This window comes from Ruegeria sp. C12, assembly GCF_056537745.1.
This window is the reverse complement of record NZ_JBQFSA010000003.1, coordinates 346,106-360,607: the sequence shown is the minus strand read 5'-3', so window position 1 is coordinate 360,607 and position 14,502 is coordinate 346,106. Positions and strand designations below refer to the sequence as shown.

Annotated in this window: 11 protein-coding genes and 1 tRNA gene; 2 read left to right on the top strand and 10 right to left on the bottom strand. The window is 60.4% G+C overall.

All coding sequences use genetic code 11. The features are described 5' to 3' along the window. Positions 1-44 precede the first annotated feature (44 nt). From fzlA to ACR0C9_RS09125, 5 genes are all read right to left on the bottom strand, one after another. Positions 45-710, bottom strand: a complete 666-nt coding sequence (gene fzlA, locus ACR0C9_RS09145) for an FtsZ-binding protein FzlA (protein WP_170453282.1) — start codon at positions 708-710, stop codon at positions 45-47. 58 nt (positions 711-768) lie between these two features. Then, complete coding sequence (mtgA, locus tag ACR0C9_RS09140; RefSeq protein WP_480780849.1) at positions 769-1,503, bottom strand: monofunctional biosynthetic peptidoglycan transglycosylase; 735 nt, start codon at positions 1,501-1,503, stop codon at positions 769-771. 39 nt (positions 1,504-1,542) lie between these two features. Beyond that, positions 1,543-2,460 carry a Hint domain-containing protein gene (locus ACR0C9_RS09135; protein WP_480780848.1) on the bottom strand — a complete coding sequence of 306 codons (918 nt, stop codon included), beginning with the start codon at positions 2,458-2,460 and terminating at the stop codon, positions 1,543-1,545. A 185-nt stretch (positions 2,461-2,645) separates the two neighbouring features. Further along, positions 2,646-7,178, bottom strand: coding sequence for a glutamate synthase large subunit (gene gltB, locus ACR0C9_RS09130; protein WP_480780847.1), 4,533 nt, complete (start codon positions 7,176-7,178; stop codon positions 2,646-2,648). A 48-nt stretch (positions 7,179-7,226) separates the two neighbouring features. After that, positions 7,227-8,660, bottom strand: coding sequence for an NAD(P)-dependent oxidoreductase (locus ACR0C9_RS09125; protein WP_170623577.1), 1,434 nt, complete (start codon positions 8,658-8,660; stop codon positions 7,227-7,229). Positions 8,661-8,889: 229 nt separating this feature from the next. On the opposite strand from ACR0C9_RS09125, the gene ACR0C9_RS09120 reads away from it, so the two are divergent. Next, a complete protein-coding gene (locus ACR0C9_RS09120) occupies positions 8,890-9,693 on the top strand; it encodes an undecaprenyl-diphosphate phosphatase (RefSeq protein WP_480627334.1) in 804 nt (267 codons plus the stop codon). Here the strand turns inward: ACR0C9_RS09120 and ACR0C9_RS09115 are convergent, their stop codons facing one another. Further along, positions 9,694-10,677, bottom strand: coding sequence for a complex I NDUFA9 subunit family protein (locus tag ACR0C9_RS09115; protein WP_170520803.1), 984 nt, complete (start codon positions 10,675-10,677; stop codon positions 9,694-9,696). Positions 10,678-10,878: 201 nt separating this feature from the next. Here ACR0C9_RS09115 and ACR0C9_RS09110 point away from each other — a divergent pair. Next, positions 10,879-10,965 (top strand) — tRNA-Leu (locus ACR0C9_RS09110). Between the two features lie 65 nt (positions 10,966-11,030). On the opposite strand, the gene ACR0C9_RS09105 is transcribed toward ACR0C9_RS09110, so the two are convergent. From ACR0C9_RS09105 to ACR0C9_RS09090, 4 genes are all read right to left on the bottom strand, one after another. After that, positions 11,031-11,483 (bottom strand): SRPBCC family protein, encoded by a 453-nt coding sequence (locus ACR0C9_RS09105; RefSeq protein ID WP_480780846.1) that lies wholly within the window; start codon positions 11,481-11,483, stop codon positions 11,031-11,033. 108 nt (positions 11,484-11,591) lie between these two features. Then, positions 11,592-12,404, bottom strand: coding sequence for an XdhC family protein (locus tag ACR0C9_RS09100; protein WP_480780845.1), 813 nt, complete (start codon positions 12,402-12,404; stop codon positions 11,592-11,594). Between the two features lie 12 nt (positions 12,405-12,416). Next, entirely contained in the window at positions 12,417-13,601 is a 1,185-nt protein-coding gene (locus ACR0C9_RS09095) for a vWA domain-containing protein (protein ID WP_480780844.1), read from the bottom strand. Beyond that, positions 13,601-14,467, bottom strand: coding sequence for an AAA family ATPase (locus ACR0C9_RS09090; protein WP_480780843.1), 867 nt, complete (start codon positions 14,465-14,467; stop codon positions 13,601-13,603). Before ACR0C9_RS09090 ends, ACR0C9_RS09095 begins: the two co-directional genes overlap by 1 nt. Between the last annotated feature and the right edge of the window lie 35 nt (positions 14,468-14,502).

Sequence of the window (14,502 nt, the reverse complement as noted above, 5' to 3'; positions counted from 1 at the left end):
GCCTTCAAGGCCAAGAGGGGGCAGACAGCCCCCTCACCACCCTATCAGAAATCCAGATCGGCGTAATGGGGCGGGGGCCGGAATCCCGGCACCTGATCCGCCAGGATCGAGCGGAACGCCGGGCGCGACTTGATCTTGGCGTACCAGTCCTTCACCGCCGCGCTGCGATTCCAATCTACATCCGAGATATAATCCAGCGCCGACAGATGCGCCGCCGCAGCGAAATCGGCCAGGGTCATCTGATCCCCGGCCAGCCAGCGCCGGTGATCCAGCAGCCACGCCATGTAATCCAGATGATACTTGATCGCCCGCGCACCTTCCTTGACGTTCTTGCTGTCGGGATAGCCCTGCCCGGTCATCTTCTTGTTGACCCGCTCATACAGAAGCTTCGAGGTCACCTCGTTATGAAACTTGTCATCGAACCAGCCAACCAGCCGACGCACTTCAAACCGGGCTTCGGGCGTTTTTGGCATCAGCGGCGGTTCGGGTCGGGTTTCTTCGATATATTCACAGATCGCAGCGCTTTCCGACATGATCTGGCCGTCCAGCCGCAACACAGGCACTTTGCCTGCCGGGTTGCGACGCAGGAAATCCGGGTCTTGCTCCCAATATCTTTCTTCGACCAGTTCGACCTCGATCTTCTTTTCTGCCAAAGACAGCCGAACCTTGCGGCAGTAGGGGGACAGGGGAACGTGAAACAGACGCGCCATGGACTTCCAATCGAACCAGTGAATACTCTTCTGCTTTAGCCCCGAGAGGCGTCAGGTTTCAATCCTCGAAACAATCCGCGCGACCATCTGCGCGGATGGTGGCCGCCCCCTCAAGAATCGCCGCGGCCCGTCTGCGGGTGAAAACCGACGGGTCCGTGACCGAGCGATTGCGCGGTGAGGGCAGGATAGCCGCAATCCGCCCCGCCTGCGTCGGGGTCATATTCGCCGCGCTGACACCGAAATTGCGCTGCGCCGCAGCCTCGACCCCGAAGATACCGTTCCCGGTCTCGGCGACGTTCAGATAGACCTCAAGTATACGCTGCTTGCTCCAGAATATTTCGACCACCGGCGTGATCGAGGTTTCCATCGCCTTGCGCACCCAACTGCGGCCCTGCCACAGGAACACATTCTTCACCACCTGCTGCGTTATGGTCGAGGCCCCTCGACTGCCGCCATCCTCCAACGCATCCCGGATCGCTTCGACGTCAAACCCCCAATGCAGGCAGAAATTCGCGTCCTCGGCCGCGACAACCGACCGGGCCATGACCGGATTGATCTCTTCGATCGGCACCCATTCGCGCTCGACCTTGCCCAACCGCCGCCATTCCGACCAGATCGTGTGGGTGATCGGAGGGTTCACGACCGAATAGAGCAAGATCAGTCCAATCAAGAAACACACAATGCCCAGCGCCGCGCGCGTTACCCAACGGCGCAGTTTCTGACCCAATGGCGTTGTCTTTTTGCGTGCCTTGCTTTTCTTACCGCTCGATTTGCGGGCTGCTTTCTTTGCCATATCTCAGCTATACGACGCACGAGGCCGCTTTGAAACGGCCTAAATCGCGATTGCCCGTGCTTCGCGCGCAGGTACGACCGGGCGGGCGGTGTCGGGCATCCTGGCCCCGCGCGCCTTCAATTCCGGGAACAGATGCAGGATTTCGGCCTGTGTTTCCCGTTCAGGCGTCGTCAGGGCGTGACCGGGGTAATAGCTTTCGCTTTTAGCGCCATTGGCAAAGATGATCTCGTGCCGTTCGAACAACAGGTGGATGTAGTCGACCTGTCCGCCTTCGATCCGCCTCACTGTATCCCCGTTCACCAGACAATGGGCGGCAATCAATGCCTCGGGGTGGCCGAACAACAGCGGCGCGCGCCAGTCTTCGATCAGCATGCGGTGTTGTGGTGAGACCAGCAGCGGTTGGTCCAGCCCCAGCACACCCGCCTGGAACTGAACGGGTGCAAGTTTGCCCTCGGCCTCAACAGTGGTGCGCCCAACCCAGATCAGCGGTTGCGGGCCGTGATCCACGGTGGTGACAAGGTCGCCCGCCATCAGCGTTTCCACTGCACGCGGGCCTTGCGGCGTGGCGATCATGGTGCCCGGCGTAAAGCATGGCGGGCCCAGATCGGTGGTCACGTCCAGCGGGCCTTGCGTGGTCACAAACGTTGTGGACGCCAGCGTGCCGGGCTGCAGGACGGACCCGTCCGTGGGTGTGAACACACGTGTGCCATCCGCCAGATAAAAGGTCGTTCCTGTGTAGGTCGCGGTGCCACCGCCCGTCAGGTTGATGGTCACCGTGTCCCCCGGCCAGGACGAGGTCACCAACTGACCGTTCACGGTGTCGCCAGTGCCGGCTTCGATGTCGAAATCGTCATCATCATCGACCAGATTGTACTTTTCGACCGTTATGGCCGTCCCGGCCGGAGGCGGATTGGCCGGATCGAACGCATAGAACTGGTCAAGGTAAGTGGTCGGCATTCGGCACCTCCTGTTCGACACCGCAGCGCGGCCACAGCATGATGGCTATTCATCACTAAAGCGTGAACAAAAGGCTAGGCGGGATGGTTGCGATCCAGCAAGACGCGCAGACGATCCACGCCAATAAGAAAGGCCCCGCGTGATTCAAAAGTCACGCGGGGCCCTGTTTTTGGCTGAATTGGCGGCTATTCCGCCGGAACAGCGGCAACTTCGCTTGTCAGCGGATGGCTGAGCTTGTTCAGCATCTCTTTCGGGCAGACCTGCAGGAAGTTGGCTTTTTCCACATCCCAGTGTTGCAGAATGTCGGCGGCCTTGCGGCTGTGGGTCTCGGCCGCGTGACGCTCGACCAGCGATTTCAGCTGATCCACCCAATGATCCACGGTCACCGGACAGGTCACCAGAGTCTCTTTGTTCATCAGCAATTCGGCCTTGCCTTCGGGGTCATACAGATAGGCCATGCCGCCGGTCATACCGGCCCCGAAATTGGCCCCGATATCGCCAAGGATAACGGCCACGCCGCCGGTCATGTATTCACACCCGTTCGAACCACAGCCCTCGATCACCACTTTGGCGCCCGAGTTACGCACGGCAAACCGCTCACCCGCGCGGCCAGCCGCGAACAGATGGCCATCGGTGGCCCCATACAGAACAGTGTTGCCGATGATGGTGTTGTCATCTGCCTTCAACGGGCTGACCTGCGGCGGGCGCACGACAATGGTACCGCCCGACAGGCCCTTGCCGACATAGTCATTTGCGTCGCCCGACACTTCCAGCTTCAGGCCCGGGGCGGCAAAGGCCCCCAGCGATTGCCCCGCCGAGCCCTGCAGTTTCACATGCAGATGGTCGTCCTGGAACGTGTTCCGCATGCCGAAATTCTGCACAATATGGCTGGAGACACGGGTGCCGACCGTCCGGTGCGTATTCTGGATCGCGTAGGACAGTTGCATCTTTTCACCGTCTTTCAGGAACCGCGCCGCGTCGCGCACGATTTCAGCGTCCAGAGTATCCGGCACCGCGTTCCGATCCTTGTCGCGGTCATAGACAATGTCATGCGCGCCATCGACGGTGATCAGCAGCGGGTTCAGGTCCAGATCGTCCAGATGGGCCGAGCCCCGGCTGACCTGAGCCAGCAGATCGGCACGCCCGATGATCTCATCCACGGACCGGGCACCAAGGCTAGCCAGCACCTCGCGCACCTCCTGCGCGTAGAAGGTGATCAGGTTCACCACCTTGTCCGCATTGCCGGTGAACTTGGCGCGCAGGGATTCGTCCTGCGTACAGACGCCAACAGGGCAGGTGTTCGACTGGCACTGACGCACCATGATACAGCCCATCGCGATCAGGGCGGCGGTGCCGATGCCATATTCCTCGGCCCCCATCATCGCGGCCATGACGATATCGCGCCCGGTGCGCAACCCGCCATCGGTGCGCAGAGTCACCCGATCCCGCAGGTTGTTCATCGCCAGAACCTGATGCGCCTCGGTCAGGCCCATCTCCCACGGCAGACCGGCATATTTGATCGACGTCGCCGGAGAAGCCCCGGTACCACCATTATGGCCCGAAATCAGAATCACATCCGCCTTGGCCTTGGCCACACCGGCGGCAATCGTGCCAACGCCCGAGGACGCCACCAGTTTCACCGTCACCTTGCAGCGTGGGTTGATCTGTTTCAGGTCATAGATCAGCTGCGCCAGATCCTCGATCGAGTAGATGTCGTGATGCGGCGGTGGTGAGATCAGCGTCACGCCCTTGGTTGAATGGCGCAGACGCGCGATCAGATCGGTGACCTTCATGCCGGGCAATTGCCCACCCTCACCGGGTTTCGCACCCTGGGCGACCTTGATCTCAAGCTCTTCGCACTGGTTCAGGTATTCGGCAGTCACACCGAAGCGACCAGAAGCCACCTGTTTGATCTTGGCCGAGGGGTTGTCGCCATTGGGTTCCGGCACAAAATGCGCCGGGTCTTCGCCACCCTCGCCCGAGTCGGATTTCGCACCGATCCGGTTCATCGCCACGTTCAGCGTCTTATGCGCTTCGGGCGACAGCGCGCCCAGCGACATGCCCGGCGTGACAAAGCGCTTACGGATCGAGGTGATCGATTCCACCTCTTCAATCGGCACCGGCTTGCCCAGCGGTTTGAAATCCATCAGGTCGCGCAGGTGGATCGGCGGGTTCGACTGCATCTTGGCCGAATACTGTTTCCACAGCTCATATGAGGCGCGGTTGCAGGCCATTTGCATCATATGCATCGAGGTCGCTTCCCACGCGTGGGTCTCACCCGATTTGCGCGCTTTGTAGAAACCACCGATGGGCAGCACGTCCAGACCGCTGTCCCAGCCTTTGGCGTGGATTTCCTCGACCTTGGCCTGAATACCGGTGACGCCGATACCCGAGATCCGGCTGGTCATGCCCGGGAAATACTCGGCCACCATGGCGCGGCTGAGGCCCACGGCCTCAAAGTTCAGACCGCCACGATAGGACGAGATCACCGAAATCCCCATCTTGGCCATGATTTTCAACAGGCCCTGATCGATGGCTTCGCGATACCGCGCCACGTTTTCGGTCAGCGTCCCGTCCAGCAACCCGCGGTCAATGCGGTCGGCCAGCGAATCCTCGGCCAGATAGGCGTTCACCACGGTCGCGCCGCAACCGATCAGAACCGCAAAGTAATGCGGATCGACGCATTCGGCCGACCGCACGTTCAGCGAACAGAACGTCCGCAGCCCCTGCCGCGTCAGATGCGAATGCACCGCGCTGGTCGCCAGAATCATCGGCATCGCCACACGACCCTGACCCGAGTTCAGATCGGACAGGACCAGATGACCCGCGCCCGAGCGCACGGCCTCTTCCGCTTCGGCTCTGATACGGGCCAAAGCGGCGCTGAGCGCGCCCCGGCCGGGTTCAAAGCTACAGTCGATCTCGGCCAGAGGAGAGTTGAAGTTTTCAACCAGCTTGTCCCACTGCGCGTTACCGACAAAGGGGCTTTCCAGCACGATGATCTCGGTCTGGCTGCTGTCTTCATCCAGCACGTTCTTCAGGTTGCCGAACCGCGTCTTCAGCGACATCACACGGTATTCGCGCAAGCTGTCGATGGGCGGGTTGGTCACCTGGCTGAAGTTCTGGCGGAAGAAATGGCTGAGCGGACGGTATTTCTTGGACAGAACCGCCGAGGGCGTATCGTCACCCATCGAGGCCAACGCCTCTTTCCCATCTTCGGCCATGGGCGCGAGGATTTGCTCCAGTTCCTCGACCGAGTATCCTGCCGCGATCTGACGTTTGCGCAGTTCATCGCCCGAGAAGATCGGAGCCTCGGACACACCTGCCAGCGTATCGTCCACATCGTTGATTTTGCTCACCCAGTCGCCAAACGGCAGCGCGCGGGACAGTTTGTCCTTGATCTGCTTGTCGCGGAACAGTTTGCCCTTCTTCATGTCCACTGCCAGCATCTGACCCGGACCAAGCGCGCCTTTTTCGGTCACGGTGGCCTCATCGATTGGCACCATACCGGTTTCAGACCCCGCGATGACCAGCCCGTCACCCGTCACAACGTAACGCATCGGGCGCAACCCGTTGCGGTCCAGACCGGCACAGACCCAGCGGCCGTCGGTCATCGCCAAAGCGGCGGGGCCGTCCCACGGCTCCATCACCGAGTTGCAATAGGAATACATATCGCGCCACGCCTGCGGCAGTTCCACCGCCTGCTTGGACCAGCTTTCCGGCACCAACATGGTTTTCGCCATCGGGGCCGAGCGGCCCGCGCGCACCAGAACCTCAAAAACCGAGTCTAATGCAGCCGAATCCGACGATCCCCCCGCGATGATCGGCTTGATGTCTTCGGCATAGTCGCCAAAGCTGTCCGAGGTCATCCGGATTTCATGGCTTTTCATCCAGTTGACGTTGCCCTTCAGCGTGTTGATCTCGCCGTTATGGGCCAGCATGCGGAAAGGTTGCGCCAGCCACCATTGCGGGAAGGTGTTGGTCGAATAGCGCTGGTGATAAATCGCGAATGCGGATTCGAAGCGTTCATCCATCAGGTCCGGGTAGAACACGGCCACCTGCTCGGCCAGCATCATGCCTTTGTAGATGATCGAGCGGCAGGACAGCGACGCCAGATACAGCCCGGAAATCCCAGCGGCCAGGGCAGCCTTTTCGATCCGGCGACGGATCACGTACAGCTCGCGCTCGAACGTCTCTTCGTCCACGCCTTTTGAATTCGAGATCAGGATCTGCTCGATCTCGGGCCGGGTAGCGTTGGCCTTGTCGCCCAGACAGGTCACATCGACCGGTACGTGACGCCAGCCATAGATGTAATAGCCCATGCGCAGAACTTCGGTTTCCACGATGGTCCGGCAGCTTTCCTGCGCCCCGAAATCGGTACGCGGCAAGAACACCTGACCGACGGCGATCAACTGATCCAGATTGGGCTCGTGCCCGGTGCGGCGGATCTGGTCATAGAAGAATGGAACCGGAATTTGCACGTGGATCCCCGCGCCATCGCCGGTCTTGCCATCGGCATCCACCGCGCCCCGGTGCCAGATCGCCTTGAGCGCATCGATCCCTGCATCCACAACCTTGCGGCTTTTCTTACCATCGACCGAGACAACAAGACCCACACCGCAGGACGAATGCTCCTCATCCTCGGAATAAAGACCGTTTTCCGCCATCCACTGGCGTTTGGCTTCTTCGGCCCGCACCCAATCGGCATCATATTTGGTCATTGGCTGTCTCCTTCTTCCGAGGGGGCTTAATTCGCTTTGGTATCTGGCTTATTCGGCTGCGACAGCAGCTTTGGCGTTGAACCGGTCGATGATCGCGTCGGCACAATCGCGCCCGTCACGGATGGCCCAGACCACCAGAGAGGCCCCGCGCACGATGTCACCGATGGCATAAACGCCGTCCATCTCGGTCTCACCGGTCTGGAAGGCGGCCTTGACGGTACCCCAACGGGTCACGGGCAGATCGGGCTGGCCGAACAGGGTGGGCAGGTCTTCGGGCTCGAAGCCCAGCGCCTTGATGACCAGATCGGCCTCTTCCACATAATCCGCGCCTTCGATCACCTCGGGGGCCTGACGGCCCGTGGCGTCGGGCTGACCCAGACGCATTTTCTGCACCATCACGCCCGAGACGGTATCGTCGCCGGTAAAGCCCTTGGGCGCGCTGAGCCATTCGAAGATCACGCCTTCTTCCTCGGCATTCTGGGTTTCGCGCTGCGAGCCGGGCATGTTCGCGCGGTCGCGGCGGTACAGGCATTTGACCGAAGTGGCCCCTTGCCGGATCGAGGTGCGCACACAGTCCATCGCGGTATCGCCACCGCCGATCACGACGACTTTCTTGCCATCGGCGTTCAGGCGGCCATTGTCGAAATCTTCGACCGCGTCACCAAAGCTTTTGCGGTTCGAGGCGGTCAGGAAGTCGATGGCCTTTTCGATGCCGTTCAGCCCGCTGCCCGGCATCGACAGGTCGCGCGATTTGTAAACGCCGGTCGCGATGATCACGGCGTCATGCTTGGCGCGAATCTCGTCGAATTTGGCAGCGTCCACGTCGCAGTTCAGCACGAACTCAACCCCGCCATCGGCCAGCAGGTCGTTGCGGCGCTGCACGATGTCCTTTTCCAGCTTGAAGCCCGGAATGCCGTACATCAGCAACCCACCGGCGCGGTCATAGCGGTCATAAACCGTCACCTGAACACCGGCGCGACGCAGCATATCCGCCGCCGCCAGCCCGCCGGGGCCACCACCGATGATGCCAACGCTTTCGCTGCGCTCGGCCCCCGGAACCACGGGCTTGACCCAGCCTTTGTCCCATGCCGTGTCGGTGATGTATTTTTCGATCGTCCCGATGGTGACGGTGCCGTGGCCGGACTGTTCGATCACGCAATTGCCTTCGCACAGGCGATCCTGCGGGCAAATGCGGCCACAAATCTCGGGGAAGGTGTTGGTGGCCTGACTGGTCTGATACGCCTCTTCCAGACGACCCGTCGCGGTCAGGTTCAGCCAATCGGGGATATTGTTGTGCAGCGGGCAGTGCGACTGGCAATAGGGCACACCACACTGGCTGCACCGGCTGGCCTGCTCTGCCGCCTTGTCCGCCGCGAACTCGGCATAGATTTCGTCAAAGTCTTCCTTGCGGTCATCAGCGGCACGCTTTTCCGGCATGACGCGGTCGATCTGCACAAATTTCAGCATCGGTTGCTTGGCCACGGGTCAGACTCCATGAATTGGCTTGGTCGGGCCTGTTTAAGAGATGCAGTTTGGGATGAAAAGTAAAAAGTACTGACCTAAATTGGAAAAGTTTGCGGTATCTTGCTAATCTCGGGAAATTACTGCGTGATTTTAGTTCCGATTCGGACCTATCAACGCACTTTCCTTTTGAGAGCCACCGGAATACCCATAAAAAGTAAAACGATTTGGTAGCAGTGCAGCAGGTTAAATGAGTCTTTTTCACTTGATTCTCGTAGCGATAATTCAGGGGATAACTGAATTCCTGCCGGTGTCTTCATCGGGCCATCTGATCCTGCTGCCCAGCCTGACAGGGATGGAGGATCAGGGCCAAACCATAGACGTCGCGGTTCATGTGGGCACGCTGGGCGCGGTTGTGCTGTATTTTTGGACGGACGTGAAATCTGCCCTCTCCGGCGTGCCCCGCGCCCTAAGAGGCCAAACCGATACCCCGCAGGCCAGGCTGGCCCTGGGGCTGATCATCGCGACGATCCCAACCGTTCTTGCCGGGCTTGTCCTGTTTCTGACCGGGCTGAGCGATGCGATGCGTTCGATCGCTGTGATCGGCTGGACAATGCTGCTGTTTGGCGTGTTGCTGTATTGGATGGATCAAAAGGGCCCGCAAACCAAGGTGGCAAAGGATTGGGGCCTGCGGGACGCGGCGATCATGGGCCTGTGGCAGGCCATCGCCCTGATCCCCGGTACATCGCGGTCCGGCATTACCATCACCGGTGCCCGGCATCTGGGATACACGCGCGAGGACGGGGCCCGCATTGCCATGCTGATGTCGATCCCGACGATCATCGCCTCGGGCGTCTTGTTGTCAGCGGATGTGATCCATCAGGCCGATACCAATCTGGCCAAAGACGGGGCGATTGCCGCTGCCTTCGCCTTTGTCTCGGCACTTTTGGCGCTTAGCCTGATGATGCGCCTGCTGCGCAGCGTCAGCTTCACCCCATACGTGATTTACCGCGTGTTTCTGGGCATCACCCTGCTGGTGATTGCCTACAGCTGATCAGGTCCGCAGGTTATCGGCGGAATTCTGGATGTCGTCATACTGGCCCGAGGGGCGGAATTTCCACAGGTACTCGGGCAGAACCGACGCAAGCGTCGTGGCTTCGATCCCAAGATCTTCCAGCGTTTTTGCACCCTCTGACACAACATTGTCCCGGCGCAGGTTTTTCAGCTGATCGCGGGTCAGGATGTTGTTGGGGAACAGCTGGAAGCTGACGAATTTCGCAATGTCCAGAACCCCGGCCATGATCTTGGCCACAAAGAACGGTACACCCAGAATGATCCGGCGGCGGTGAATGACCTCCAGCATCTGCTGCATCAGGGCGCGGAAGGTTTTGACCTCGGGCCCGCCCAATTCGTAAACCCCGGCCTGCGCCTGACCCAGAACCCCTTTGACCGCCGCCTGCGCGACATCGTCCACATAGACCGGCTGGAATTTCGTATCGGCACCGACCAGAGGTAAAAACGGACCCAGACGCGCCATACCCGCAAAGCGGTTGAAGAACTGATCTTCCGTGCCAAAGACAAGCGACGGGCGCAGGATCACGGCGTCGGGCATATGCTGCAACACGCCCGCCTCTCCCCGCGCCTTGGTCTGCGAGTATGTGCTGGCCGCATCTGCATCCGCACCAATGGCCGAAATATGAACCATACGCGCGATACCCTGCTGCGCCGCCAAACGCGCGATCCGCTCGGCCCCTTCGGCCTGCACGGCGGCAAAATCATTGTTGCCAAGCTCGTTCAGGACGCCCACGCAGTTCACGACCGCATCCGCACCCTGCATAGCCTGCGCAACCGACGCATCATCGCGGATATTGCACAAGACCGGTTCGACCTGACCAACCACGCCGTAGGGTTTGACAAACATGGCTTCGTTCGGCCGGCGCACCGCCACGCGCACGCGCCACCCTTCACCCGCCATCCGTCGCGCGATGTAGCGCCCGACAAAACCCGATCCGCCGTAAATCGTGACCAGTTTGGACATGGGTGACCTCCTGCTGACTTTATGGGGAAAAGACGTAGCGCCCAGATCGCTTCGAAACAAGGCGCTAATTCGCCACGCGGCAACATCGGCACAATGCCTGATTGGGGGCGTAATCGGCCTTGTTCAAAAAACTTTCAAAAATCTCCCCGAATCCGGTTGACGCCCCCCGCCACTGGGCTTAAACGCCCCCTCACGACACCTGCCCAGGTGGCGGAATTGGTAGACGCGCTAGCTTCAGGTGCTAGTGTCCGTATGGACGTGGAGGTTCGAGTCCTCTCCTGGGCACCAAATCCCCCAAAGATGCTATTCCAAAACCACCCGTGCGCGGGCGATGTTTGCTGTCATTTTCAATCTCACGACACTGATTGCTCGGACACGATTTCACCGAAGCGGGTGAAGAACTTACCGGACAGTTTCTTGGCCGTTCCTGCGATCAAGCGGCTGCCCAATTGTGCGATCTTGCCGCCGATATCGACCTTGGCGGTGTAGGCCAGCACCGTCTCATCGCCATCTTCGGTCAGTGTCACCTCGGCCCCGCCCTTGGCGAACCCGGCGGCCCCGCCTTTGCCTTCGCCATTCAGGGAAAACCCATCCGGTGCATTGGAGGTGTCCAGCGTCACCTGACCGGCGAACTTGGCCTTGACCGGGCCGATTTTCAGCACAACCATGGCTTCCAGATCCTCGGGCGAGTTCTGAACCAGTTCCTCGCAACCCGGAATACACTCTTTCAGAATCTCTGCATCATTCAGGGCGCGGTACACCACGTCACGGGGGGCGGTTATACGGATTTCGTCGCTCAGTTCCATTCAGGCATTTCCTTTGTTCAACAACATCTTGGGAAGACGATCAGCGCCATTTCGGCCGCGTCTTCCGGGTTGGGGTCGGGGCGGGCGGGCCAGAGTGCGGCGCACCATCTACGCAAGCTTTTCGTCATGAGAGACCTCCTTAGTCGTATCACTGTTCCGCCAAAGCACAATCTCGGCCAGGATCGACAAGGCGATTTCGTGCGGATCGATGGCGTGAATGTCCAACCCCGCAGGCGATTTCAGCCGCGCAACGCGCAACGGGTCCATGCCCTGCGCGATCAGTTTCGCCACCAGCGTATCGGCCTTGCGACGGCTGGCCACCATCGAGACGCGCGCGGCTGGTGTCTCCAACGCCGCCTTTAGCGCCGCGCCATCGTTTTGGCCCTGGGACGCGACCACCACGAAATCCCGCGCCTCGATCCCAAGTTCACACACCTGATCCAACGAGAATCGGGTGCATTCAGCCGATGCCTCTGCGCCGTCGTCAAGACAGACGCGCAGCCCGGCCAAGGTGCCGTGCGCCGCCAAGGCCGATGCGATGGGCGAGGCACCAAAGATCACCAGCCGGGGCGCCTGTTGATACGGCTCGACCAGCAGGTCAACCGTACCGCCGGACGGGCATCCGCTTTTGAAGGTTTGCACGCCATCCGGGTCCGTCATCGTCACCACCTTGTCCGAAGGTTTCACGCGGATCATCTGCGGCGTCCCACTGGACAACGCCTGCTGTGCCGAGGCTCGAACCGCCCGCTGTACGCACGCTCCACCCAGATGGCCCAGAATCTCTCCACCCCGCGTCACAGCCGCCTTTCCACCCGCCTTGGCCGAGGTCGCATCCGCCGTCCGCAGAACAGTCGCGACACAGAATGGCTGACCGGTTTGCCGAAGCTGCTCAATGGTGTCGAATATGTCAAAATTTCCCATGTTAGACCCTTTTCAGAGCTTTCGGAATTCAGGTTCAAGGGCCGCGAGCGCGTCCAGCGTGTTGGCGGGCAAATGGGCGTCCAGATAAGGTTCCGCAGCTTGCATGGCCGCCGCGATAGGCTGGTAGCCCTTCCACCCTTTCAGCGGATTGAGCCAGACAATCCGCCGCGCTTTGCGCCGCATCCGTGCCAAAGCGTCTGCCAACCGATCCGGGGTCTGAGTGCAGTACCCGTCCGACAGGATCAGAACGACCGTCCGGCCATTCAGCGCACGCGCGCCGTAGCCATTTAGAAACCGCTCCAGACTGCCCGAGATATCCGTACCGCCACCGAACCCCTCGGCCATCAGCGACAACCGACCAGCCGCGCACAGCGTATCATGGTCCTGCAACGCGTCGGTGACCCGCATCAGACGCGTGTGAAACAGATAGGCATCCGCATCAGTACCGCTGCCGATCAGACCTTTGAGAAAGGCCAGAAAGACCCGCGAATACACGGTCATCGATCCGCTGACATCGCACAAGGCAACGATCCGCATCGGACGAGGGGGCCGCGCGCGGCGAAACAGATCGATGGGCTCACCGCCCCGAGCGAGACTGGCCCGTTGAATGCGCCGCATATCCAGCGTTGGCCCTCGCAAAGCCCGCTTGCGCCTGCGCGAACGCCGGTCGCGTATGGCACGCGCCAGCTTCAACGCCGCCTCTTCCGCCTGTTTCAACGAGTGTTCGTCCATCAGCTCACGCAAATCCCGGCGCGACAGGTTGACCGTGCGGGTTGCAATCAGCTTCCCGTCCTTCCCCTCGGCCTCCCTGTCGCTCGGGTCCGGAGTGGTGTCCCCTGAACCGGTCTCAGCGCCGTCCGCGCCATGTTCATGGCTTTGCCAGATCATCGGCTTTGCCGACTGAACGCGAACATGCGTATTCTGCGCGACGCCGGACCGCTGCTTGCCCGCATTGAACCAATAGGCGTCAAACAGGCCGTCGAACCGCCGCCAATCTTCGGCATCCCCAGCCAGAACCGCGCATAATGCCTGACGGGCCTGATCGGTATCCGTAACCTCGACCTTGGACAAAGCCACCAACGCGTCGCAAGTCTCTTTCGGGCCAACCCGCAAGCCATTCAGGCGCAGATGGGCAATGAACCCCGACATGCGATCTGCCAACCCATCAGCCCGAGAGGGAAAGCGCGTCACCTGCATCACGCCACCTTCCCGATCAATCGATCCATCAATTCCGCAGGGGCCGCATCGTAATCCGCAGCGGTTTTCAGCAGACACACCAAGGTCGCCTGCACCTCGTCCCGGGACTTGGCCAGATCGTTGACCCCCAGCCCCGACAGGGCGGCGGCCCAATCCAACATCTCTGCCACACCCGGCTTCTTTTCCAGATCTTCCTGCCGCAGCGCCTGCACGACCCCGATGATCTGCCGCGCCAGCGCCCCTTCAACCTCGGGCATCCGCGCCTGCAGGATCGCCAGTTCCGTTTCTTTCGTTGGGTAGTCCAAGAAACTGTAAAGACACCGCCGCCGCAAAGCATCCGACAGATCCCGCGTCCCGTTTGCGGTCAGGATAACAATGGGCCGAACCCGCGCCTTGATCGTCCCAAGCTCGGGGATCGTGATCTGAAAATCCGACAGGATTTCCAACAGATAGGCTTCGAATTCTTCATCCGCCCGATCAATCTCATCGATCAACAAAACCGAAGGTTCTTCTTCCGAAATGGCCTCTAACAAAGGTCTTTTCAGCAAATACGCATCGGAAAACAGTTGCGCCTCGCTGGTGCCACCCTGCGCTTCGCTCGCTCGGATCGCCAACAATTGACGCTGATAATTCCACTCATAGATCGCGTGGTTTGCATCCAGCCCCTCATAACACTGCAACCGGATCAACCGCGTATCCCGCCAAGCCGCCACCGCCTTGGCGACCTCGGTCTTGCCAACCCCGGCCGGACCTTCCAGCAACAAGGGCCGCCCCAACGCCTGCGCCAGATGCAATGCCATCGCCAACCGATCATCGGCAACATAGCCCTGCGCGGCCAATCCGTTCTGCACGTCACTCAAAGTCAAAACCAGGATCCAATCTTCATCTGGCCAAAAATATC

Bases quoted from the DNA above. Each gene is read 5' to 3' on its own strand.
- ACR0C9_RS09100 (WP_480780845.1), bottom strand. From the start codon at position 12,404: ATGGGAAATTTTGACATATTCGACACCATTGAGCAGCTTCGGCAAACC.
- ACR0C9_RS09115 (WP_170520803.1), bottom strand. From the start codon at position 10,677: ATGTCCAAACTGGTCACGATTTACGGCGGATCGGGTTTTGTCGGGCGC.
- gltB (WP_480780847.1), bottom strand. From the start codon at position 7,178: ATGACCAAATATGATGCCGATTGGGTGCGGGCCGAAGAAGCCAAACGC.
- ACR0C9_RS09105 (WP_480780846.1), bottom strand. From the start codon at position 11,483: ATGGAACTGAGCGACGAAATCCGTATAACCGCCCCCCGTGACGTGGTG.
- ACR0C9_RS09135 (WP_480780848.1), bottom strand. From the start codon at position 2,460: ATGCCGACCACTTACCTTGACCAGTTCTATGCGTTCGATCCGGCCAAT.
- ACR0C9_RS09120 (WP_480627334.1), top strand. From the start codon at position 8,890: ATGAGTCTTTTTCACTTGATTCTCGTAGCGATAATTCAGGGGATAACT.
- mtgA (WP_480780849.1), bottom strand. From the start codon at position 1,503: ATGGCAAAGAAAGCAGCCCGCAAATCGAGCGGTAAGAAAAGCAAGGCA.
- ACR0C9_RS09095 (WP_480780844.1), bottom strand. From the start codon at position 13,601: ATGCAGGTGACGCGCTTTCCCTCTCGGGCTGATGGGTTGGCAGATCGC.
- fzlA (WP_170453282.1), bottom strand. From the start codon at position 710: ATGGCGCGTCTGTTTCACGTTCCCCTGTCCCCCTACTGCCGCAAGGTT.